The sequence below is a fragment of the Hymenobacter antarcticus genome (assembly GCF_039539545.1).
In the GTDB taxonomy this organism is placed as follows: Bacteria; Bacteroidota; Bacteroidia; order Cytophagales; family Hymenobacteraceae; genus Hymenobacter; species Hymenobacter antarcticus.
Map to the genome: position 1 here is coordinate 104,673 of NZ_BAABDI010000002.1, position 23,121 is coordinate 127,793.

Consider the following 23,121-nt stretch of genomic DNA (forward strand, 5'->3'; position numbering starts at 1 on the left):
TGAGAGTTAAAAGTTAAAACCCACTACGTCTGATTTTTAACTTTTAACTCTCAACTTTTAACTCTCAACTTTTAACTCTGTACATGGACTTGGAAACTGCTGTAGGGCGGTCAGACCGGCAGGCCCGACTCGAATACGGTTATTTTTGCACAAGTACTTAATCGTCTGTCATCCCGAGCGCCGCGAAGGACCTTACCACGACTGCTGCTTTTGGCTAGCTTCCAAATTGCGCGGACGTGGTAATGTCCTTCTAGGCGCTCGGGATGACTGTTTCATGCCATAACAGGCTTTTTACGAGCTGCACGAAAGCGTGGCGCAACCGGGCAGGTCCCAGGCCCAGGCAGGGCGTTTGGCGGCGAATTCATCGTGCTCGGGCTGCTCGTCGAAGGGGTTTTTCAGGACTTCCATCAGCGTATGCAGGTAGGTGAGGTCGCCTTTTTCGGCGGCTTCGATGGCCTGCTGGGCGAGGTAGTTGCGGAGGACGTATTTGGGGTTGGCCTTCAGCATGGACGCCTGGATGGCCTCGGGGCTCGTGGTTTCTTGCTGCAGGCGGCCCAGGTAGCTGCCGAGCCAGCCGAGCAGGTGGGCGTGCGAGGGGTTGGGCAGGGGGACGTAGGTGGCGGCGGCCAGCAGCTCAGCGAAGCGGGGCGCTTCGGTGCCGGGGGCGGCCAGCAGGGCGGGCGCGGTGTGCGAAAGCTGCCGGAAGAAGATGGTCATGTCAACTTCGGCTTCGGCCAGCGCTTCCAGCAAGCCGGCCACCAGGCGGGCATCGTCCTCGGGGAAGAGGCTGGTGAGGCCAAGCTTCTTGAGCATGATTTCCTGGCGGCTACGCTCGAAGGTGGTGGTGTAGCCATCGAGGCCGGGGCGGAACAGCTCAATGTCGGGCACGAGCAGCGAGAGGGCTTCGGCCAGGCGGGCGAGGTTCCAGAGGGCCACCTGAGGCTGCTGGCCGAAGGCGTAGCGGCGGTGGCTGAAATCGGTGGTGTTGGGTGTCCAGTCGGGGGCGTAGGGTTCGAGCCAGCCATAGGGCCCGTAGTCAATAGTGAGGCCGAGGATGGACATATTATCCGTGTTCATGACGCCGTGCACGAAGCCGACGGTCATCCAGTGGGCCACCATGACGGCGGTGCGGCGGGCAATTTCCGCGTACCAGCGCACGTACACTTCCGGCGAGGGCGCGCCCAGCTCGGGGTAGTGGTGACGAATGGTGTAGTCGGCGAGGGCGCGCAGGTTGTCGAGCTCGCCAGCGGCGGCCATCATCTGGAAGTTGCCGAAGCGGATGAACGTGGGGGCCACGCGGGCCACAATAGCCCCCGGCTCGGCCTGGGGGTTGCCGTTGTAGAACATGTCGCGCACCACGGTGTCGCCGGTGGCCACCAGGCTCAGGGCGCGGGTGGTGGGCACGCCGAGGTAGTGCATGGCTTCGCTGCACACAAACTCGCGGAGAGAGGAGCGGAGCACGGCCCGGCCATCGGCGCGGCGGGAGTAGGGCGTGGGGCCGGCCCCCTTGAGCTGAATTTCCCAGGTGCTGCCGTCGCGGGCCATGAGCTCGCCCAGCGAAATGGCGCGGCCGTCGCCGAGCTGCCCGGCCCAGTTGCCGAACTGGTGCCCGGCGTAGCGGGCGGCAAAGGGCTTCATGGTCGCGGTGACGAGGTTGCCGGCCAGGGCATCGACGGTGGGGTCGCGCTCGGCGGGCCTGGCGAGGTGGAGGAACCGGCCGAGGTCGTCGGCCCAGGCCAGCAGGTGCGGGTCGGCTACGGGGGTGGGGCTGATGCGGGAGTAGGTGTAGCCGGGCACTTGGCGGGGGCGGGCATCAGGGGCAATTTCGCCGCGCAACTCGTCGACCAGGGTGTTGGTGAAGGCGGCTTCGTGAAGGTGCTGGGAGGGCATGGGAGATTGTGGAGTGGGGTGGTTGGGGAGAAACGCTATTGGGGAGCACAAGTTCGTGACGGAAGCCGTCAGCGTGGTGGTAGTGCCATTTTTCCGGGGAAAAACCACAAGGCCCTTCCTGGCGCAAGTTTAGCGCAGCGTAACTCGTGCCGAGCTTTGGGTGAGGCTGTGCCTCACATAGAACCACCCGCGAGGGACATTTTGTAGAGTGGTGCCGTCGGACTAACAGGGGAGGCACAGCCTCCCCGTCATGATTAAGTGCTTGCGCAGAAGTAAACGGGTTGTTAGTTGCTCGTTATCGGTTGTTAGTCAGGATTTTATTTAATGGCTAACAACCGATAACTAATGCCTGACAACTTAGTCACGAGTTACGCTGTGCTAAACTCGCGCCAGCCAAGGGCCAGCCAAGGCGTGCTCCTTTAGCGTCCGCGCTGGCCAGTCGGCCTAAGCCTTGCCGCTGCCTAGGTCGCCGGGCAGCAGCCCCGCTTCGCGCAACGCGCCGCGCAGGCCATACAGCGTCGGGAATTCCTGGCGCAGCTCCTGGGCCAGGCGGAGCACGGGCTCCGTGAGGCGGGGGGAGGCGGCGCGCACGGCGGCCAGCCAGCGGGCGATGTGGCCGTAGAGGAAGCCCCCGCGCTTGGCATTGGCGCGGCCGTTGAGGTAGGCGCGGGTGCGGGTTTCGAGCTCCAGCATGAGGGGCGTGGGGTCGTGGGTGGCCAGCAGCGCGAGGGCCTGCTCCTGGTGGTGGGCGGGGCTGATGTCCAGCCACTCCAGGCCCAGCACGAAGCCGCGGAGGGCGGCGGGGGCGGCTTCGCGGGCCAGCAGCTCGGCGGCGAAGGCCACGCTGCCGCGCCGGGCCTGGACGGCGGCCACGGCGGCCTGCACGAAAGCCGTGATGGCGGCGGGGGTCAGCAGGGGGCGCAGGTGCCCGAAGTCGTCGAGGCTGGCGTTGGCCAGGGCGCGGTGATGGAGGGCGGCGCGGTAGAGGTCGGGGGCCTGGGCGGGGCTGAAGGTGGCGAGCACGAAGCTGCCGAAGCGGTCGGGCCAGGTGGTGAAGGCCGTGGTGGCGGCGCGCAGCAGGGCGGGGCGGTCGGCGCGGGTAGCGTAGAAATCCAGGAGCTGCCGGGCCACGATGGCATCGGTGGGCAGCAGGGTTTCGGCGGCTTCGCGCCAGGCATCGTCGTTGGGCAGGGTTTGGGCGGTTTGCAGGGCCAGGCGGGCCTGGGTGTCGGGGCTGATGTTGGCGTGGGCGAGGCGGCCGGGCAGCAGAGGCGCGGCCACGGGGTCGGCGGCCAGGGCGAGGAGCAGAGGCCGCCAGCTGGTCTCAAATTCGGGCCACTCGGCGGGCGGGTTGGCGAGGTACTGGCCCAGCCATTGCAGGGCGGCTTTGAGCTCGGCGGGGGGCAGCACGGCGGTGAGCAGCACGGCGGGCCAGCCGGCGGCCGCGAGGTCGGCGTGCCACTGGCGCAGCACGTCGGTGCCATAGTCGCCGAACGAGTCGTAGTCGTCGCTGGCGGGCTCCTCAATCTGGCAGATGGCCGCGTTGGCCGTGGCCCAGTAGCGCAGGGCGGCGGTGAGCTGGCCGCCCCGCGCCAGGGCCAGCAGCTCGGCCACGAAGGGGCTCAGGGCCTCGCGCAGGGCCTCTTCCACGGCTTCGGCCAGGCCGTCGCCTTCGTCGTCTTCGTAGTAGTTCTCGCTGTTTTCCCAGAATTCCTCGTCGAACTCCAGCACTTCCAGCGTCTCGGTGAGGCGGGTGGGCAGGCTGGCGAGCAGGCTGTCGGTAGAAGCCGCGACGGGCTGGCTGCCGAAGCTCAGAAACTGCCGGGCCAGGTCGTCGCTCTTGGCCAGGGCCTGCTTTAGAAAGCGCAGCTTATCGGCCTTTTTGCGGTCATTCCAGGCGGCTTTCACGGCCTTGCTCAATTCGTTGGGCATAGCAGCAGTATTAGGGGTGGAACTGGTCAATTCGGTGCCGTAAGCATCGAGCACGGCCAAGCCCAGGGCCACTTCGTGCTTGCAGATGCCGCCGAAATCATACGGGCAGCTGCAGGCGAATTCCGGCCCGCCGGCAGCCAGCCGCAAGCTCACGCGGTAGCTGCGGCTGCCCCTGATGCTGGCCAAAAAGGCATCGCCCTCGCGGCGCAGCTTCGTGACGGTGCCTTCGTCGTAGTAGGCCTCGCCGCGCTGAAAACTGCTGGCATTGGCGAGGTGGCGTAGGGTTTGGCGGGTGAACATGGGAAGTCGTGTTGGGGACGGAATTTACTGCACCAGCATGCCGTTGGTCTTCAGCACCTGCTGGAGAAAGAGCACCTGAAACGGCAGGGCATTCTGCCAATACTGCCAGGTGTGGGCCCCGGGGCGCTCGGTGTAGTCGTGCGGGGTGTGGTTGTAGAGCAGGCGACGGTGGACTTCGCGGTTGATTTCGAGCAGGCCGTCATCCACGCCGCAGTCGATGATGAGGGGCAGGTTGTTGCGCTGCATCAGGTCGACGAGGCTCACCACCGAGTTGGCGGCGAAGCGCTCGGGGTTTTCGGTTTCGGAGCCGAGGACCGGGGCCCAGAGCTGGGCCCGCTGGGCGGCATCGGCGGGCGAGAGCCGGCGGTTGAAGCTGCGCAAATCGAGGGCTCCGCTCATACTGCCGGCAGCGCAGTACAAGTCGGGGTGGCGGGCTGAGAGGTACAGCGCCCCATGCCCACCCATGCTCAGGCCGCTGATGACGCGGCCCCGGCGGTCGCGCACAGTGCGGTAAGTCTGGTCGATTTTAAGGAGTACTTCCTTGGTGAGGTAGGTTTCGAACTGGCTGTCGGGGCTCACCGGGCTGTCGAGGTAGAAGCTGAAGGTTTCGCCCTCGGGCAGCACGATAATGAGGTTGTACTGGTCGGCTAACCGGGCGACCAGCTGTTTATCAGGCGTATGTTGAAGCCAGTCGGCAAAGTGGCCGTAGGCCCCGTGCAGCAGGTACAGCACGGGGTAGTGGGCCTTCTTGGTTTTGGCATAGGAGGCGGGCAGCACCACGGCGGCGCGGTAGGTTTTGCGCATGGCCGCGCTGGGAATGGTCAGGGTATCGACCTGGGCGGCCGAGGCCGCCGTGGCAGCACCGGCCAGGAGCAGGGCCAGCAGGAGGGGGCGTAAGAATGTCATGGGAAGCAAAAGGTGGGGCCGACGTAGGGGGCGCAAATATGGCGGAATTGCCGCTGGTTAGAATTCCCATTCGCACAATTGATAACAGGGCAGCGGCAATCGGTCGGGAATTTAGTGTTTCAGGCAGGGGTTGGCAGCAGCCGGGCGTACCTTCGTTTCACCTTATTTACCCCAAGAATACCCGATGAAGCTCCTTTTACTTATTTGCTCGCTGCTGATTGGCGTGGCCGGGGCCGAAGCAGCCCAACTCACGTTTCGGGTTGACATGGGCACGCGGACAGTACCGGCCAGCGGCGTACACGTTGCGGGTACTTTCCAGGCCCCCGCCGGCTTTCCGGCCAACTGGAATCCCGCCACCACCGCCCTGACCGACCCCGACGGCGACCACATCTGGGAAGTGACCGTGACCGTGCCGGCGGGCGTGTACCTCTACAAATTCGTAAATGACAACACCTGGAACGGGGCCGAAGCCGTGCCCACCAGCTGCGGCCTGGCGGATGGCGGCGGCAACGTGAACCGGCAGGTAGTGGTGGGTGGCGCGGCCGTGCGCCTGCCCATCGTGGCCTTCGGCGACTGCGCTACGCAGCTGCGCTTCGCGGTGGACATGACCGGCCAAACCGTGTCGCGCGATGGCGTACACGTCATCGGTAATTTCCAGTCCCTGGCCGGCTACGGGGCCAACAACGACGCCACCGCGCTGCCGCTGCGCGACGATGACAGCGACGGTATTTACGAGGTGCAGATTAGCCTGCCGGCTCCCGGTTTGTTTCAATACCGCTTCGTGAACGGCAACACCCTTGCCCAGGCCGAAACCGTACCCGCCGCCTGCGGCACCGCCGATGCCACCGGCACGCTCACCCGCGTAGTAACCGCCACGGCAGCCGTGAATACCACGCCCAGCTACTGCTTCGGCACCTGCACGGCGTGCAGCGGCACGCCCATCACCACCTATGCCACGCACTGGTGGAACGATGCCGTGTTCTATGAAATCCTGGTACGCAGCTTCCAGGACAGCAACGGCGACGGCAAGGGCGACTTCGCGGGCCTTACCCAGAAATTGGATTACCTCAACGACGGCAACCCGGCCACGACGGCCGACCTGGGCGTGACCGGTATCTGGCTGATGCCCATGATGGAATCGCCGAGCTACCACGGCTACGACGTGACCAACTACAAAGCCACGGAGGCCGACTATGGCTCGATGGCGGAGTTCGAAGCCTTTTTGGCGGCGGCCCACCAGCGGGGCATCAAGGTGATTATTGATTTAGTGCTGAATCATTCGTCGAGCCAGCACCCGTGGTTTCAGCAGGCGGTAAGCAGTACCACCAGCCCGTATCGGGACTGGTACCGGTGGTCGGCCACCAACCCCGGCTACCTGGGGCCCTGGGGCCAGACGGTGTGGCACCCGCGCAACGGCAGCTTCAACTACGGCATATTCTGGAACGAGATGCCCGACCTGAACTGGCGCAACCCTCAGCTGAAGGCCGCCATGTGGGACGTGAGCCGCTTCTGGCTGCGCAAGGGCGTGGACGGCTACCGGCTGGACGCCGTGAAATACCTGGTGGAAAACGGCCCCACGCTCGAGGATACTCCCGAAACCATGTCGATTCTAGAGGAATTTCACGACTCGGTGCGGGCCGTGAATCCGGCTGCGCTCACCGTGGGCGAGGCCTGGAGCAACACCCGCGCCGTGCTGCCCTACGTGCAAAACGACCGGCTCGACCTCTGCTTCGAGTTCGACCTGGCTACCAGCATTGTGGCGGCCGTGAACCAGGGCAGCGCCACCAACCTGCGCAACCAGCTCAATCTGGTCACCAGCCTTTACCCCAAGCTGCAATACGCCACCTTCCTCACCAACCACGACCAAAACCGGGTGTTTGACGTGCTGGGCAGCAACCTGGCCCGCATGAAGCAGGCCGCCGCCCTCTACCTGACCATGCCCGGCGTGCCGTTCCTGTACTACGGCGAGGAAATCGGCATGGCCGGCTCGGGCCCCGACGAAAGCAAGCGCCGCCCCATGCAGTGGACGGCCGGCCCCCGCGCCGGTTTCACCACGGGCAACCCCTGGTATGCCATCAATTCCAACTTCGCCCAATTCAACGTAGCCACGGCGCAGGCCGACCCGGCTTCGCTGCTCAATCATTACAAAAAGCTGATTGGCCTGCGCAATTCCAGTGAGACCTTGCGCAAGGGATATTACCTGCCCGCCACGGCCTCGGCCACGCCGGTACTGGCCTACGCCCGGGTATTTGGCCAGGAGGCCGTGCTGGTAGCCGCCAACCTGGGCAGCGGCACGGCTAACAACCCGGCTTTTTCCATTGCGATGTCAACGCTGGCGGCTGGTACGTATCAGGTTACGGAACTGTACGGCGGCCAGCTGGCGGGCACCGTCACGGTAAACGCGCAGGGTGGCTTCAGCAGCTGGACTGCCTCGGGCCTGCCCGCCCTGGCCGGCAACCAAACCTGGATGCTCCGGCTTCGCTCCACCACCGCCACCAGCACTGCGAATGCGCAGCCCGCATTCGCCCTCATGCTGTACCCCAACCCGGCGGCCGGGCCGGTGCGGCTGGCACTGGCTGCTGCCCCGGCGGCGCAAAGCCAGGTTCAGGTTTTCGACCTCGTTGGGAAGCAGGTTTACACCGGTCGTTTCATGGGTAATAATTCCGCGCTCGATACCAAGGGCTGGGCGGCTGGCACCTATTTCGTGCGGGTGCAGTCGGGCACGGCAGTAGCCGTGCAGCGGCTGGTAGTGGAGCGTTAAAGCACTAAACTGAGCACAACAGAACGTCATGCTGAGCGCAGCCGAAGCATCTCTACCTCAATAGTAAATCCAATCGATAGGATTACTTACGCGGTAGAGATGCTTCGGCTGCGCGGACGCCAGATGAGCATGACGTTCTGGTTTTATCCGTGTTCTGGACTTACTTCATAAACACCGGCCGAATCAGATTCTCAAACGTGAAAATCTCATCCCATTTCTCCTGGGTCAATAAACCGCGCTCGGTCACGGCGATGTCGTGGACGGACTTACCGGTTTTGAGGGCTTCCTTGGCGATTTCGGCCGAGGCCTCGTAGCCGATGACGGGGTTGAGCTGCGTGACGATGCCGATGCTGTTGCGCACGAGGCTTTCGGCGTGCTCCTTGTTGGCCGTGATGCCCACTACGCACTTGTCGCGCAGGGTGCGGCAGGCGTTGGTCATGTAGGAAATCGAAGTGAAGAGGGCGAAGCTGATGACCGGCTCCATCACGTTCAATTGTAACTGGCCGGCCTCGGCGGCCATGGTCACGGTGAGGTCGGCCCCGATGACGTAGAAGGCCGTCTGGTTCACCACTTCGGGCACCACGGGGTTCACCTTGCCGGGCATGATGCTGGAGCCGGGCTGCAAAGCGGGTAGGTTGATTTCGTTGAAACCGGTGCGCGGGCCGGAGGAAAGCAGGCGCAAATCGTTGCAGATTTTGGAGAGCTTCACGGCCGTGCGCTTCAGCACACCCGACAGCTGTACATACGCCCCCGTATCGTAAGTCGCTTCGAACAAGTCGCCGGCCAGCACCAGGTTGAGGCCGGTGATGGTGCGCAGGTGCCCGGTCACAATGTCGGGGTAGCCGGTGGGCGCATTGATGCGCGAGCCGATGGCCGTGGCCCCCATGTTGATTTCGTCAATCAGCCGGCGCGAATCGTCGATGCGGAGCAGCTCTTCGCGCAGGTTGGTGGCAAAGGCTTTGAACTCGTCGCCCATGCTCATCGGCACGGCGTCCTGGAGCTGGGTGCGGCCCATCTTGAGCACGTCGCGGAATTCCTCACCCTTTTGCGCGAATGACTCCGCCAGCGCGCCCAGGGTTTCGCGGTAGCCCACCAGCTTGTTGTTAAGAGCAATGCGGAACGCAGTGGGGTAAGCGTCGTTCGTTGATTGAGAACAATTTACGTGGTTGTTGGGGTGGCAGAACTGGTACTCGCCCTTCTTATGCCCCATGATTTCGAGGGCCACATTAGCAATGACTTCGTTGGCGTTCATGTTCACCGAAGTGCCCGCGCCGCCCTGAATCATGTCGGTGAGAAACTGGTGGTCGAATTCGCCGGTGGCCACCCGGTCGCAGGCGGCGGCAATGGCATCGGCAATGTTGGCAGGCAGCACGCCCAGCTCTTTATTGGCCAGGGCCGCGCCTTTTTTCACGTAAGCCAGGGCTTGCACAAACAGCGGCTCCGAGTTGATGGGAATGCCGGTGATGGCGAAGTTTTCCATGCCGCGCAGGGTCTGGATGCCGTAGTAGGCGGAATCGGGCAGGCTGCGTTCGCCCAGGAAATCGTGTTCGATGCGGGAGGAATTCATGCGGGAATTTTGGGTGGAAGGGTTAAGCTTGTACGGAATGGCTGAAAGCCAGGACAAACCTACGGCAGCGGCCTGCAAGGTATCCTCATTTGCGCTGTTCCTTTGCGGCATCCTACCCGCTCACCGCTCGTTTCAACCGCTGCTTATGAAACTCCGCTACTTCCCGCTGCTGGCCCTGGCTCTGGCCGGCTGCTCCCAGGACAATAAATCCGAAATTGTCACCACGGCCTCCGATGCCCGCTTCGATGCCTTTAAAGGGGGATTTATTGAGGCGTTGTGGCGACAGAATCCCGACTACGCATCCAGCCAGGGCTACCATAAGTACGACTCGCTGCTCGTGATTCCCAATGCCGCTCAACGGCAAAACGACGACGCGTTTACCCGAAAACACCTGGCTGCGCTCGGCACCTTCGGCCTCGACAGCCTCTCGCCCAACAACCAGATTGACCTGCGCCTGCTGCGCAACGAGCTGCGCGCCGAGCGCTGGTACGCCGACACGCTCCAGTCCTGGCAGTGGAACCCGGCCGGCTACAACCTCGGGGCCAGCGTGGGCGACCTGCTCAACGGCCGCCACTTCCCCCTGAGCCGCCGCCTGCGCAACATCTCCGATAAAATCAGCCACGCCGCTGATTTTTACGCGGCGGCCAAAGCCAATATCAGCAACCCCACCAAAGAGCACACCGAGCTGGCCATAAAGCAAAATGCTGGTGGCCTGGCCGTATTCAGCTCCGCGCTGGCCGACTCGGTGCGGAAATCCGGCCTGACCGAAGCCGAGAAAAAGACCCTCACCGACCGCATCACCGCCACCCGCGCGGCCGTGCAGGGCTACATGGATTTTCTGAAATCCGACGTGCTGCCCAAGGGCAAGTTCCGCTCGTTCCGCATCGGCCGGGCGCTGTTCGACCAGAAGTTTGCCTACGATATTCAGTCGCACTTTACGGCCGCCGAAATCTACCAGCAGGCCCTGACGCACAAGGCCGAGCTGCTGCACGATATGGGCCGCCGCGCCGCCCGCCTCTATCCCAAGTATTTCCCCGGCCAGAAAGCCCCGGCCGATACGCTGGCCCTGATTACGGCCGTAGTTAACCAACTCACCCTGAAGCACGCCCCGCGCGACGGTTTCGTGGACGCCGTGAAGCGCCAGATTCCGACGCTGGTAGCTTTTGTGAACGATAAAAAGCTCCTGACCCAGGACCCCAGCAAGCCGCTGGTGGTGCGCGAAACCCCGCTCTACATGCGCGGCAGCGGCGCGGGAGCCAGTGTATCGGCCCCCGGCCCCTACGACAAGGGTGCCAACACCTATTACAACGTGGAGCCGCTGCCCACCGAATGGACCGCTGCCCAGGCCGAAAGCTACCTGCGCGAGTACAACGACTACACCCTCCAGATTCTCAATATCCACGAGGCTATTCCGGGCCACTACACGCAGCTGGTGTACGCCAACCGCTCGCCCTCACTGGTGAAAAGCATTTTCGGCAACGGGGCCATGATTGAGGGCTGGGCCGTGTATTCGGAGCGCATGATGCTGGAAAGCGGCTACGGCAACAACTCCGACGAAATGTGGCTGCTCTGGGATAAATGGAACATGCGCGTGACCCTGAACACCGTTATCGACCACGCCATCCAGGTCGACAACATGAATGAGAAGGACGTGGTGGCCCTGCTCCGCCGCGACGGCTTTCAGGAAGAAGCGGAAGCCCGGGGCAAGTGGCTGCGGGCTACCCTGAGCCAGGTGCAGCTCAGCAGCTACTTCACCGGCTACTCCGAAATCTATGCCCTGCGCGAGGAATTGAAGCAGAAAGAGGGCAGGAATTTCGACCTGAAAAACTTTCACGAGCAGTTTCTCAGCTTCGGCAGCGCCCCGGTGAAATACATCCGCGAATTGATGCTGCGGCCGGCCGAAAAGAAAGGCTGATTCGGCGGTCCCGGACGGGGAATTTTTCCCCGTCCGGGCGTGTCTGTGGCCGCAACCCCTCATCAGGCCCACGACGGCTTTTTTGCGACTTCAAACGTCCTGCTCATGTTCGATTCCTTACTGATAGATTCCGTCCTCGATACCAACGATGAAGGATTGCGCCAGTGCATTTACGAGTATCCGAAGGTATTTGCCAAGTTTACCGCCGAGGATTGCGCCATCTGCAAGCTGCTGGGCCCGGGCTTCGCCGGGCTTCCCCACCACGAAGAATACCAGGGCATTCGGTTCGTTCGCCTTTCTTCGGAGGAAAACCCGGTGGCTAAGCAACTTATGCATGAGCGGGCCGCGCCGTTCTTCGTGAGCTACTGCCAGGGCCGGCTCCTGGAGTGCGACTCGCTCGAAACCGACGCTGCCGTGCAGGCCCAACTTGACCGCCTCCGCGCCTTCGTGCCCGACAACGGGTAGCCCGCCCCGGGCAGCCGCTACCTTTGGGCGTGTTTTTTCTGCTCTCCAAGGTTCTCGACTTTTTGCTGCTGCCCACGGTGTGGCTCCTGGCTCTCCTTATTGCCGCCCTGCTCGCACGGCCAGATAACCGCCGCCGCTGGCTGATATCGGCGTTGGTGCTCACAGTGCTTAGCACTAATTTATTCCTGGTGAATGAGCTACTGCTGGCTTGGGAGCGCCCACCGGTAGCCCTGTCCGCCCTGCCCCGCCACGCCGATGCCGCCGTGCTGCTCACCGGTATCACGGAAGTCAACAAGTCGCCGCATGACCGGGTATACCTCGGCTCCGGGGCCGACCGTTTCACCAGTGCATTGTGGCTGTACCGGGCCGGTCGGGTGCGCCGCATTATCATTTCCGGAGGCTCGGGGGCTGTGCTGGCCAAGGCCCACACCGAGGCCAATGACCTCGCCACCCTGCTCCGTCTGGCGGGTGTGCCAAACTCAGCCATTATCCTGGAAGAAAAGAGCCGCAACACCCGCGAAAATGCGCTTTTCACCAAGCAGCTGGTAGCCGCGTCGCCAGAGCTGGACACGCTCATTCTCGTCACCTCGGCCTTTCATCAGCGGCGCGCTTTGGGCTGTTTCGAGAAAGTGGGCCTGCGTCCCATCGCCTTTCCCGCCGGCTACCGCAGCGCCGACCGCCGGGCTACGCCCGACTACTGGCTGGTGCCCAGCCCCGAGGCGCTGGTGAATTTCAGCCTGCTGACGCACGAAATGGTTGGGTGGCTGACCTACAAGGCGCTGGGGTATTTGTAGCAGTATTGGAAAAAGAACGTCATGCTGAGCGTAGCCGAAGCATCTCTACCTCAATAGTAATTGATTTTACTACTGAGGTAGAGATGCTTCGGCTACGCTCAGCATGACGTTCTGTAAAACCGTGGTATACGATTACTCCGTTTTCGCTGCCGCCACCACCGCCACCACTTCCTTGCCAATCCAAATCGACTTCTGGTTCACAAATTCCCGGATGCCCAAGTACGAGAGCTCCCGGCCGTAGCCCGATTTTTTCACGCCACCAAACGGTAGCTCGTTCATCGACTTCACGAGGCCGTTGACGAACACCGCGCCGCTCTCAATCTGGCGGGCCATTTGCTCGCCTTTCTTCGGGTCTTTGGTCCACACGGCCGCGCCCAGGCCGAAACGGGAATCGTTGGCCAGGCGCACGGCATCGTCGGAGTCCCGGGCTTCAAGCACCAGCGCCACCGGCCCAAAAAGCTCTTCGGAATAAGCCCGCTGGCCGGGTTTGATGTTCGATAAAATCGTGGGGCGGAACAGGGCGCTGCCGGGTTTTGCCTGCCCGCCGTACAGCTCCACTTTAGCGCCCTGTTTCACCGAATCCTCGACTTGCTGGGTCAGCTCGTCGGCCAGGTCGGGCCGGGCCAGGGGGCCGTATTGCGTGGCCTCGTCGAGCGGGTCGCCGGGGCGCAGGGCCAGCAGGTGGGTTTTCAGGTGGCTGATAAATTCCTTTAGAACGGGCTTCTCCACGATGAAGCGCTTGGCCGCGATGCAGCTCTGGCCGCTGTTTATCATGCGGCTTTGGGCGGCGGTTTTGGCGGCCAGGGCCACATCGGCGTCGGCCAGCACGATGAACGGGTCGGAGCCGCCCAGCTCCAGTACGGTTTTCTTGATGTTGGCCCCCGCGATGGCAGCCACCGAAGCCCCCGCGCCCTCGCTGCCGGTGAGCGTCACGGCCATCACCCGGTCGTCCTGCAACAGATTCTCCACCAAATCAGACCCGATAAGCAGGGTGCGGAAACAAGCTGGCGGCAGGCCCGCGTCGTGAAAAATCTTCTCCAGCGCCAGCGCGCACTGCGGCACGTTGGACGCATGCTTGAGCAAGCCCACGTTGCCGGCCATCAGGGCCGGAGCGGCGAAGCGCACCACCTGCCAAAACGGAAAATTCCAGGGCATCACGGCCAGCACCACGCCCAGCGGCTGGTAGCTGATGAAGCTGCGAGCCGCGTCGGTCTTGATGACTTCATCGGCCAGGAAGCCTTCGGCGTGCTCGGCATAGTAGTCGCAGCAGGTGGCGCACTTCAGCACTTCGGCGCGGCCATCGGTGATGGGCTTGCCCATCTCCAGGGCCATGAGGCGGGCCAGCTCATCCTGGCGCTCGCGCAGCAGCGCGGCGGCCCGGCGCAGCACCCCGGCCCGATGGGCAAACGTGGTGGCCGGCCAGGTGGCCGCCGCCCGGTGCGCCTGGGCCAGAATCCGTTCGGTTTTCGCCCAGCTGAAAGGGGTGAAGCGACGCAGCACGCGGCCGGTGTAGGGATTGAAGGATTCGATGGGCATAAGGGGTTGTTGATTAGGTAAAGGGGCAACAGTAAGCTAATGCGAAGCGAACGATTGCGGCTCTGGTATTAGGCCCTGAGCTTTGGCTTCAACTTATGGACTGGCCATGCGGTTGCGTTGGGGCCAGGGCCGTATACGGCCAATTGCGGTGCGCACCGTATTTTCGTGCGCTTAGCATGATGCCGGTCAGGTCTCATTATTCATTTTCAGCCACTCCCGTGTCCGATACTTCCCTTATTTCCCTACCACCCGCGGCCGAGGCGGATTTGGTCCGGCGCCTGCAGGCCCGCGACCAATCGGCGATGACCATGTTCTACGACCGATATTCGGCGGCGCTCTACGGCGTCATCTTTCGCATTGTGAAAGCCGAAGACGAGGCCGAAGACGTGTTGCAGGAAGCGCTGGTCAAAATCTGGAATGCCTTTGCCACCTACGACCCCGGCAAGGGGCGGCTTTTTACGTGGGTGCTAAACATCTGCCGAAATCTGAGCATCGACAGAATCCGCTCCCGGCAACACCGCGTAAGTAGCCGAACTCAGGGCCTGGATGATAGCCTGACGGCGCAGCGCCAAGCCGCGCCCACGGTCTTCCGGCCTGAGCATATTGGCCTGCAGGAGATAACCCAAAAGCTTATTCCCGAACAGCGTCAGATTATCGACCTGCTCTATTTCGAGGGCTTCACCCAAAGTGAGGTGGCCGAGGAGCTCAACATTCCTTTGGGAACGGTGAAAACCCGTGCCCGCACCGCCATCAAAGTCCTGAGCAAACTTATTCGCTAAATCAATCGTGGAAAACATCCAAGACTATATAGAATCGGGCATCCTGGAGCAATATGCGCTCGGGGAGCTTTCAGCGGCCGAACAATCGGCGGTGGAAGCACAAGCGGCCAGCCATTCCGAAATCCGGGAGGAGCTGCAACAGGTGCAAGAGGCATTAGGTTTTTATGCCGAAGCCCACGCCGTGACACCGCCCGCCGGAATGCGCGAGCGGGTGCTGACCAACGTACTGGCCCAGCTTGCCGTCCCCACGCCCAGCAGTGCCTTGCGCGCTGACGTAGATGCCGTGGCCCAGGCCAACCACCGCCCGGCCTCAACGGAAACCGTGGTGCGGCCCATCGGTTCGGCCGTAGCGCCGGCGCCGGCGGCCCGTTCGGGTTGGGCCATAGCTGCCTCGGTGGCACTTATTCTGAGCCTGGCGGGCAACGCTTTGTTCTACTCGCGCTGGCAGAACGCCAGCTCCGAGCTGGTGGCCATGCAAAACGACCAGACCCGCTTCGCCCAAACCTCGCAGGTAGTGGAGCGCCAGCTTGGCGACCTGCGCCAGGAGAACGAGGTGCTGCGCAACGACGAGTTCAAGGCCGTGGCCCTGGCGGGCACCAAAACCGCGCCGTCGGCCCGGGCTCGGGTGCTCTTCAATGCCGTCACGCACAAAGTGTATGTCGATGTGCGCAGCCTGCCGGCCCTGCCCGCTGGCAAGCAGTACCAGCTCTGGGCCCTCGACAAAGGCAAGCCCGTGAATGCCGGCGTACTCACGGCGGCTACGGCCACCGGCGAAGGCCTCCAGCACATGAAGGATATTGCCAGCGCCCAAACCTTTGCCATGACCATTGAGCCGACCGGCGGCAGCACGAACCCTACCCTAAGTACGATGACCGTAGTCGGCAATATCTAAATCCATAAACAGTTTCGGGTAGCAGCGGAGTGGTAGCTTAGCCACGCTGCCCGCTGCTGACTTCAAGGCCTTGCCGCCTGTTAGCCCCGGTTAGCAGGCGGCAAGTGTTTTTACATCCAGCTATTAAACGCTCGAATCCTATGCACGGCTCCATATTCACCTTGCTAAAGCGCTACGTGCAAACGCAGTATAACCACAGCACCTGGGTGAAGCTGATGGAGCTTTGCGGCCTCGACAACGTAGTTTTCGACCACAAATCGGCATACCTTGATGCGTAGTACGACGAGGCCGACCTGATTGACGTGCAGTCTGCGTCCACTGAAAAAGGGGAGCGGACGCGTATTCGCATTCGGCGCCCCGCGATGTAAGCGCAACTACTTGTCATTGAACAAAAAAGCTAATGGCTCAGCACGCAACTCACTTCTTATGGCGATGAAATGGCAGGCTCTCACCGGCTTTTGCGGCGGCCTTTTCGCGCTGTCGGCCTGCGGTAACGCGGATGATTCCGGCGGGAGCAGCCCGGCCTACGACCGACTGCTGCGCACCATGTACCGCAACACCGTGCCTACCGTGACGGCGGCCCGGCTCGCCCAACAGCTGCATCAGCCCGCGGCCCCGCTGCTGCTCGATATTCGTACGCCGGCCGAGTTCCAGGTCAGCCATCTGCGGGGCGCTCGCCTGGTGCCCTACGATTCGCTGGCGACCATGCAGATCTCCGGTGTCGACCGGGCCCGGCCGGTGGTGGTGTATTGCTCGGTGGGCGTGCGCAGCGAGCGCATGGGAGAACGGCTGCACACCCTGGGCTTTCAGCAGGTACATAACCTGTACGGCGGTATTTTTCAGTGGATAAACGAAGGCTACCCGGTCTACAACACCTCGGGCATCACGCAAAACGTGCATCCGTATTCGGCCCTGTGGGGCGCGTGGCTGAAGCGCGGCCACAAAGCCTACGAGTGACACGCAGGACCGTTTTTTGCCGCCCCCGGCAAGTCGTACATACTGCTGAACCACCGCGGTGAGGCCGTGGGCCCGGGCCGGTACGAAAGCGGTAGCTAAAGCGCCACAACTACTTTGTGCTTCCTGGCCGAACCGGGATGCATGCCGACTACATTTGCGACAGAAACCCTTTCCTTTCTATGCCTTTTTCACTCGTACGCTACCCATTTTTTCTGCTTATATCAGGCCTCTGGCTGGTGAGCGGCTGCTCGCCGGCTGATAAGAAGCCGCAGCATAGCCGGGCCCCGGCATCGGCACCGGCCTTGCAGGCGGTACTGCCGTATTTCAACCAGGAGTGGGCCATGCGCAACTACTGGGAAGACGGCCTGGCCGAAGTAGCGACCTACGCTGCCGAGCGCGTGGTGTACAAGAAAAAGCGCACCTTCGACTACACCCAGATTACGGTGAAGGAGGAATTTAATCAGCAGTTCAACGTCAAAACCGATGACTACAAGCGGGCCGATTTATTCCCCGTGATGAAGATTAACCAGTTCTGCCAGCTTCAGACGGACCAGTACCCGTACCACTTTCTCACCTCGCTGTTTTTTCGGCGCGACCAGCCTGTGGCGCTCTACAAAATGACGACTTCATCGCAGGAATGGTGCGGCAACACGTTCAAAACCATTGTGGATGATGGGGTGAATTTTGAGGAAACCTACGACTCGTACTGGGATGGGCAGGGCGTGGGTAGCCGCGACCTGCGCCGCGACGTTTTCTTGGAAGATGCCCTGAGCTACTCGCTGCGCGCCCTTCGGTTTGAGCAGCTGCCCAGCTTCAACCTGGTGGTGCTGGATTTGCAGCAGACCAACAAGGCCACGCCTCCGGTGTACTACGAGGCGCATCTGACCACAAGCGCGGCCGTAGCCGCCGACGTGCCCACTCCGGCCTGGCGGGTGGCCATTTTGTTGGGCCCGGGCAAGGAGAATGTCTATTGGTTTGCCAAGGAATACCCCAATGTGCTGCTCCGCCAGACTACCTGGGACGGTCGCAGCCTGCGCCTGAAATCAACCCGCCGCTTTGCCTACTGGCCTAAGTAGCAGACCGGTTCAGGTTGCCGGCAGCGGCTGCGTGTTCGGCCGCAGTTCCCAGGCCAGCACCGCGTACACAACGGCGTATTCGAGCGCCACCAGCCAGAGGTTTTCGGTGTAGGCGCTGGTGCGGTACGCCGCGTACGACAGCACGGCCATGCCACCCCACACCAGCGGGAAGCGGAAGCGCGACAAACTGCCGAGGCCAATGAGCAGGGTAAGGTACCACGGATGTACGGTGGTAGCCAGCGCGTAGTAGGCCGTGAGCATGAGCAGCAGCGTGCCCGGCAATGCCGCCAGGCTGGGCCGGCGCTCGCGCCAGGCCACCGCCAGGCCCACTAACCCGCCGGCTAACGCCAGCGCGGGGCCAAGGCGGGCAATTTGGTTGTAGGTAGTCAGCCAGTAGCCAAGGGGCCGCAGCAGGTAGTAGATGCTGGCATTAAACTCAAAGTTGCGGAAATACAGCGCGAGGCTGCGGCTGATGTTCACGAGTAAGTCGGCGGAAATAAACGGCCCAAACAGCAACACGAACACGCCCATGCTAAGCGCTGCGAAGGCCACCGCGCGCAACCAGCCCAGCCGCCGCACCAGCAGCGGCAGCGCCAGCAGCGGCACCAGCTTGGTGGCCACGCCCAGCCCCAGCGCTACCGCCGCGCCCGCCCAGCGCCCGCGGCTCAGCAGCCACAGCATGAGCAGCACAAAGCAGAAAACCAGCCCTTCAAAATGCAGATTACCGGTGAGCTCAACGATAACCAACGGGTGCAATAAGTAGCGCAGGGCCCGCTCCGGTGGCGCACCCAGCGTGCGCAGCAGGGCTAATAATAGCCAGGCCGCGGCCACTTCTGCGAGCAGTATGCAAGCCCGCAGGCAGAGCGCGAACCCGGCATCGGAAGCCGGAAACCAGCGGGCCGCCAGGCCAAATACTGCCTGGCACACGGGCGGATACACCGAGTAATAATGGGGCGAGTTGAGCTTGCCGTAGAGCTGCTGCAGCTGGGGCAGCACTACATTCCGCCGGGCCGCATCGGGCAGGGCCACGCGGGCCCCGTCGGCAATGAGCTCATCGGGCCGAAACCGGAACGGGTTGACGCCGTGGGCCACCAGCAGGCCATCCCAGTGAAAACGGAATACGTCGTCGGACAGGGCGGGCTGGGCCGGTAGCCACAGCAGCCGGAACGCCAGCGCCGCCGCCACGCCCCAGCGCCACGGCAGCTGGCTGCGCAGCAGCCAGGCATACGCCAGCAGCGCCACGCCAAATAGCGCCAGCAGCAGCCCAAACGCCGCCCGGGGCGTGGCATAAGCCAGCCCCGCATACGCCGCCGCGGAAAGCAACAGCGCCGAAGCCTGCGAAACGGTGGGCAGCTTGACTATCAAGGTTATTCAGCGGGGTAAGGTGGTTTGCAATAGCCAGCTCTCCATCGGAAACGGCTGGCCATCTGTTGCTCACCCGAACTAATCGGCGTGGCGTATGGAATAATAGCAAACGGCCGCAAACCCCGTGGTGAGCAAGGTATGGAATGGCAGCAGGCCCGCATCGCCAAAGTAGATGCCGGCCCCGAGGCCGAAGGCGAAGTAGGCGGCCAGCAGCCCTTCCAACACCACCAGCGGGCCCACGCCGCCCGTGCGGTAGCGCCTGCGGGCGAGGCCCGCGGAACCTGCCTTGGGGGTGCGCACGAAGGGCGTGCGCTGGCCCAGCCAGCCCAGTATCACCGCGCGGGAGTTGTGCAGCGCAAGGCCCATCGAAACCGACAGGAATAGCAGGAAGAACCCCGGGTACCGGCCCGCCTGGCCTACCGGCCGCGCCAGCCGCCAGGCCGTGTAGTAGTAATACACCAGCGGCAGAAAGCCGACCAGAAAAACCGACGCCAGCTGAAAAACCAGCCGAAATTCCTGGTACTGCGCCCGCACAAACACCAGCGGCACACTCAGCATTGCCATGAGCATGATGACGACGTACACGCTGCTGTTGAGCAGGTGAAAGGTGGCCTGCAGCTTAACGGCCAACGGCTGCGCCGAGCGCCACATGGTGCCCAGGTGCTTGCGGGCGGTTTCGGCCGCGCCCTTGGTCCAGCGGAACTGCTGCGACTTGAGCGCATCCATGGCGGCGGGCAGCTCGGCGGGGGCCACTATTTCGGGGCGGTATATGAAGCGCCAGCCGCGCAGCTGGGCGCGGTAGCTCAGATCGAGGTCCTCGGTGAGGGTGTCGGTGTGCCAGCCGCCGGCATCGGCAATGCAGGTGCGGCGCCACACGCCGCCCGTGCCGTTGAAGTTGATGAAGTAGCCGGCAAACGTGCGGCCCACCTGCTCGATGAGGAAGTGGGCATTGAGGCCAAAGCCCTGGAGGCGCGTGAGCAGCGACTCATCTTCATTGAGGTGGCCCCACCGGGTTTGGACCACGCCCACCCGCTCATCCGCAACAAAGTGGGGGATGGTGCGGCGCAGAAAATCCGCCTCGGGCACAAAGTCGGCGTCGAAAATGGCAATGAACTCGCCGTCGGTTTCCTCCAGGCCGTGGCGCAGGGCCCCGGCCTTGTAGCCCTCGCGATTGGGGCGGCGCACGTGGCTCATGCGCAGGCCCTGGGCCGTGTGGTGGGCTACGCGGCCGGCGGCCAGCGCCACGGTGGCATCGGTCGAGTCGTCGAGCACCTGAATATGGAGGCGGTCGGCCGGGTAATCGAGGGCGGCGGTGGCATCGATAACCCGTTCCACCACGTTCTGCTCGTTGTAGAGTGGCAGCTGCACCGTCACAAATGGCCATTCGGCAGGGGCCGCGGGCAGGGGAGCCTGCGGGCCGGCATACGCCCGCAGGGCCAGGCGCGTGAGCTGCCATTGGCCCAGGCTAAAACCCGCGATAAAAAGCAAGCACAGGCCGTACAGCACCACCAGCACCAGGGAGAGCACGCCCATCAGAAACGAAAAGTATAAACCTGAATCACAATTGAGTTAAAGCCAGAATGGCGAGCTTGACGGGACGCGGCCCGCAACCTTACCAGTACTTGAAAATGGTCCACAGAATCTTGTAGCCCGCCCCGATGGTGCCGCGCACCGTGCCCGATACCTTGCTGGTGCCAATGCGCTTGCGGTAGCGCACGGGCACTTCCACGGTGCGCAGGCCCTGGCGGGCGGCTTTCACCTGCATTTCGACCGTCCAGCCGTAGGTTCTGTCTTCCATGCGCAGGGCCAGCAGGGCGGGGGCGAGGATGGCCCGGAAGGGGCCCAGGTCGGTGACGGTGCCGCCGTAGCGCAGGCGCAGCAGCCGCGAGGCCAGCCAGTTGCCAAACCGCTGCTGGGGCAGCAGCGAGCCCTTTTCGCGCACGCCCAGCGCCCGCGAGCCAATGACCATATCGGCCTCCCCGCGCAGGAGCGGGGCCAGTAAGTCAGGCATTTGTTCGGGAAAATCGGAGTGGTCACCGTCGAGAAATACGACGATGTCGGGCTGTTCGGATTGCGGCCGGCCGTAGGCGTGGGCCATGCCGGCCAGGCAGGCGTAGCCATAGCCGGGGCGGGTTTCGCGCAGCACGGTGGCCCCGTTGGCGCGGGCTATTTCGCCGGTGTTATCGGTCGAGTTGTTGTCGACTACGATGATTTCCTGAACCAACCCAGCCGGGATTTCGGCCAGCACCAAGGCAATGGCTCCCGCCTCGTTGTGCGCGGGAATGATGACACTGATGCGGGGCTGGGGCATAAAGGCAAAAAGCTAGACTGCCACAAAGATGCCGCCGCCGCCGTAAAGCAGCACCGTGCCGCTACCTTGCAGCTATTATTCAACTCCCCATTCGTATGCTCCAGGTAGGCCAACCCGCGCCCGATTTCACGCTCACCACCACTTCCGGTGCCACTTTCCGCCTCGCCGACCAGCGCGGCCGCCACGTGGTGCTTTATTTTTACCCCAAGGACGACACCCCCGGCTGCACCACGCAGGCCTGCTCATTTAGGGACCAGTACGAGGATTTCAAAGACCTCGGGGCCGAGGTCGTCGGCATCAGCTCCGACAGTGAGCAGTCGCATCAGAAATTCACCCAGAAGCACCGCCTGCCCTTCGAGCTGCTGGCCGACACCGACGGGAAAGTGCGTACGCTCTACGAAGTGCCGCGCGCCCTGCTGGGCCTGTTGCCCGGCCGCGTCACCTTCGTAATCGACAAAAACGGAGTTGTTCAGTATATTTTTAATTCTCTGAGCGGTGCCACGGACCACGTGAGCAACGCCAAGAAAGTGCTGGCGGGGTTGCCCGCGTAAGCGGCTCGTCTGGCAAGCTGGGTGCAGTGCGGCAACTCGTCCTATTTCACGGTTTTGCAGCAAGGAGTCAGCGTCGGTTTGGCAGCGCTACTTCGCACACGCAGCGAAAGCCAATGGTGGGGGCCGGGCCAGTGTAGCTACCTCGGGACTTAACCGTGCATGCGGCCAACGGGGCGCGGTAGCTGCCGCCTTTGGTAAGGCCTTTTTCCTGTACCATTTCGGCGGCGTTACCGAGCAACTGGTAGAGACCAAAAGAATTAGCAGGCCGCTGGTACACGTAGTCGGGTGTTTTCAAGGCGAGAAAGTACGGCTCGGACTGGGCATAATTGATGATGCTGCGCAAAGGCTTACGCTTGTTGTAAGCTTTGATATCGGCCTCAAGAGTGGCAATTTCGGCATTGCTGCCCGTTCGGTATTTTAGGTAGGCAGCCGCCCTGGGGTTCACCCACACGGGCACCTCGGGGCAGGTGGTGCCGTAGGGCTTGCCCATGCGGGCCCGGGCGGCCAGTTCCCATTCCGCCTCCGTGGGCAGTCGGTAGGTGCAGCGAATATATTCCGTACTCAACGTGTCGGGGTGGTGCAGCGCGGTATTCAGGGCTTCGGTGACCATGGCGCTGCGCCAGCGGCAGAAGGCAGTGGCTTGTTCGTAGCTGATGCCAACCACCGGGTAGTAGGTGTAGAACGGGTTGGTGTAATAATCCGAAACTGGCAGAGAATCAGACTGCGGCGTTAAGCTTAACACCGAAACTCCCGCCGCCTGCTGATGCAATTGGTATTGGTGCCATTCCTGGTTAGGGATTTCGGCTTCGTCGATGGCGAGGCCAGCCCGATTGATGGCTACTACGCCGGGCATCCCGGGCAGGGCGGCGGCAGGGCCAGTTGCGGGCTGAACCGGGGGCACCCGAAAAGTATCGGCGCAGCCCGCTTGGTCCGCTTTGAAACGCAACACGTTGTCGTCAGGAAACCCTTTGAAAGTACCGGCTCCCGTTCCCGGCCACAGGCGCAGGGCCGTAGTGGTACTGTAAATGCCGTTGAACGTGCTGGTAGGTGGGTGAGCCGCGCACCCGCCCAGTAACCCCGTAAACCCAAGCCCGATAAATTGACGCAGCTGCATGAAATAAGTA

19 protein-coding genes are annotated in these 23,121 nt (G+C 62.7%); 10 read left to right on the forward strand and 9 right to left on the reverse strand.

Features of this window, described 5'->3' with window-relative positions; translation table 11 throughout:
* Positions 1–291: 291 nt before the first annotated feature.
* The 3 genes from ABD819_RS02345 to ABD819_RS02355 form a co-directional block, all read right to left on the reverse strand.
* The gene (locus tag ABD819_RS02345; RefSeq protein ID WP_345120558.1) at positions 292–1,890 is read right to left on the reverse strand and encodes a protein adenylyltransferase SelO; all 1,599 of its coding nucleotides are present in this window, start codon (positions 1,888–1,890) and stop codon (positions 292–294) included.
* Positions 1,891–2,334: 444 nt separating this feature from the next.
* Entirely contained in the window at positions 2,335–4,122 is a 1,788-nt protein-coding gene (locus tag ABD819_RS02350; protein WP_345120560.1) for an SWIM zinc finger family protein, read from the reverse strand.
* A 24-nt stretch (positions 4,123–4,146) separates the two neighbouring features.
* Entirely contained in the window at positions 4,147–5,028 is an 882-nt protein-coding gene (locus tag ABD819_RS02355; protein ID WP_345120562.1) for an alpha/beta hydrolase, read from the reverse strand.
* 184 nt (positions 5,029–5,212) lie between these two features.
* Here ABD819_RS02355 and ABD819_RS02360 point away from each other — a divergent pair, with 184 nt between their 5' ends.
* Positions 5,213–7,789 (forward strand): alpha-amylase family glycosyl hydrolase, encoded by a 2,577-nt coding sequence (locus tag ABD819_RS02360; RefSeq protein ID WP_345120564.1) that lies wholly within the window; start codon positions 5,213–5,215, stop codon positions 7,787–7,789.
* A 160-nt stretch (positions 7,790–7,949) separates the two neighbouring features.
* Here the strand turns inward: ABD819_RS02360 and aspA are convergent, their stop codons facing one another.
* Complete coding sequence (aspA, locus tag ABD819_RS02365) at positions 7,950–9,356, reverse strand: aspartate ammonia-lyase (RefSeq protein WP_345120566.1); 1,407 nt, start codon at positions 9,354–9,356, stop codon at positions 7,950–7,952.
* A gap of 145 nt (positions 9,357–9,501) precedes the next feature.
* Here aspA and ABD819_RS02370 point away from each other — a divergent pair, with 145 nt between their 5' ends.
* From ABD819_RS02370 to ABD819_RS02380, 3 genes are all read left to right on the forward strand, one after another.
* Entirely contained in the window at positions 9,502–11,271 is a 1,770-nt protein-coding gene (locus ABD819_RS02370) for a DUF885 domain-containing protein (protein WP_345120568.1), read from the forward strand.
* A gap of 105 nt (positions 11,272–11,376) precedes the next feature.
* Positions 11,377–11,736 (forward strand): thioredoxin family protein, encoded by a 360-nt coding sequence (locus ABD819_RS02375; RefSeq protein ID WP_345120570.1) that lies wholly within the window; start codon positions 11,377–11,379, stop codon positions 11,734–11,736.
* A 29-nt stretch (positions 11,737–11,765) separates the two neighbouring features.
* Positions 11,766–12,530, forward strand: a complete 765-nt coding sequence (locus tag ABD819_RS02380; protein WP_345120572.1) for a YdcF family protein — start codon at positions 11,766–11,768, stop codon at positions 12,528–12,530.
* A gap of 132 nt (positions 12,531–12,662) precedes the next feature.
* Here the strand turns inward: ABD819_RS02380 and ABD819_RS02385 are convergent, their stop codons facing one another.
* Complete coding sequence (locus tag ABD819_RS02385) at positions 12,663–14,066, reverse strand: NAD-dependent succinate-semialdehyde dehydrogenase (protein ID WP_345120574.1); 1,404 nt, start codon at positions 14,064–14,066, stop codon at positions 12,663–12,665.
* 218 nt (positions 14,067–14,284) lie between these two features.
* Here ABD819_RS02385 and ABD819_RS02390 point away from each other — a divergent pair, with 218 nt between their 5' ends.
* From ABD819_RS02390 to ABD819_RS02410, 5 genes are all read left to right on the forward strand, one after another.
* Entirely contained in the window at positions 14,285–14,845 is a 561-nt protein-coding gene (locus ABD819_RS02390) for an RNA polymerase sigma factor (RefSeq protein ID WP_345120576.1), read from the forward strand.
* A gap of 7 nt (positions 14,846–14,852) precedes the next feature.
* Positions 14,853–15,737 (forward strand): anti-sigma factor, encoded by an 885-nt coding sequence (locus ABD819_RS02395; protein ID WP_345120578.1) that lies wholly within the window; start codon positions 14,853–14,855, stop codon positions 15,735–15,737.
* Positions 15,738–15,877: 140 nt separating this feature from the next.
* Entirely contained in the window at positions 15,878–16,015 is a 138-nt protein-coding gene (locus tag ABD819_RS02400; RefSeq protein ID WP_345120580.1) for a hypothetical protein, read from the forward strand.
* Positions 16,016–16,169: 154 nt separating this feature from the next.
* Positions 16,170–16,694 carry a rhodanese-like domain-containing protein gene (locus ABD819_RS02405; RefSeq protein WP_345120582.1) on the forward strand — a complete coding sequence of 175 codons (525 nt, stop codon included), beginning with the start codon at positions 16,170–16,172 and terminating at the stop codon, positions 16,692–16,694.
* 179 nt (positions 16,695–16,873) lie between these two features.
* Positions 16,874–17,770, forward strand: coding sequence for a hypothetical protein (locus ABD819_RS02410; protein WP_345120584.1), 897 nt, complete (start codon positions 16,874–16,876; stop codon positions 17,768–17,770).
* A gap of 9 nt (positions 17,771–17,779) precedes the next feature.
* Here the strand turns inward: ABD819_RS02410 and ABD819_RS02415 are convergent, their stop codons facing one another.
* The 3 genes from ABD819_RS02415 to ABD819_RS02425 all read right to left on the reverse strand — a co-directional run bounded on the left by ABD819_RS02415 (position 17,780) and on the right by ABD819_RS02425 (position 21,446).
* Positions 17,780–19,135 carry an MptA/MptB family glycosyltransferase gene (locus ABD819_RS02415; RefSeq protein WP_345120586.1) on the reverse strand — a complete coding sequence of 452 codons (1,356 nt, stop codon included), beginning with the start codon at positions 19,133–19,135 and terminating at the stop codon, positions 17,780–17,782.
* Between the two features lie 78 nt (positions 19,136–19,213).
* Positions 19,214–20,668, reverse strand: a complete 1,455-nt coding sequence (locus tag ABD819_RS02420) for a cellulose synthase family protein (RefSeq protein WP_345120588.1) — start codon at positions 20,666–20,668, stop codon at positions 19,214–19,216.
* A gap of 79 nt (positions 20,669–20,747) precedes the next feature.
* Positions 20,748–21,446 carry a glycosyltransferase family 2 protein gene (locus ABD819_RS02425; RefSeq protein ID WP_345120590.1) on the reverse strand — a complete coding sequence of 233 codons (699 nt, stop codon included), beginning with the start codon at positions 21,444–21,446 and terminating at the stop codon, positions 20,748–20,750.
* Between the two features lie 95 nt (positions 21,447–21,541).
* On the opposite strand from ABD819_RS02425, the gene ABD819_RS02430 reads away from it, so the two are divergent.
* Positions 21,542–21,997, forward strand: a complete 456-nt coding sequence (locus tag ABD819_RS02430; protein ID WP_345120592.1) for a peroxiredoxin — start codon at positions 21,542–21,544, stop codon at positions 21,995–21,997.
* Between the two features lie 67 nt (positions 21,998–22,064).
* Here the strand turns inward: ABD819_RS02430 and ABD819_RS02435 are convergent, their stop codons facing one another.
* Positions 22,065–23,111 carry a formylglycine-generating enzyme family protein gene (locus ABD819_RS02435; RefSeq protein WP_345120594.1) on the reverse strand — a complete coding sequence of 349 codons (1,047 nt, stop codon included), beginning with the start codon at positions 23,109–23,111 and terminating at the stop codon, positions 22,065–22,067.
* Between the last annotated feature and the right edge of the window lie 10 nt (positions 23,112–23,121).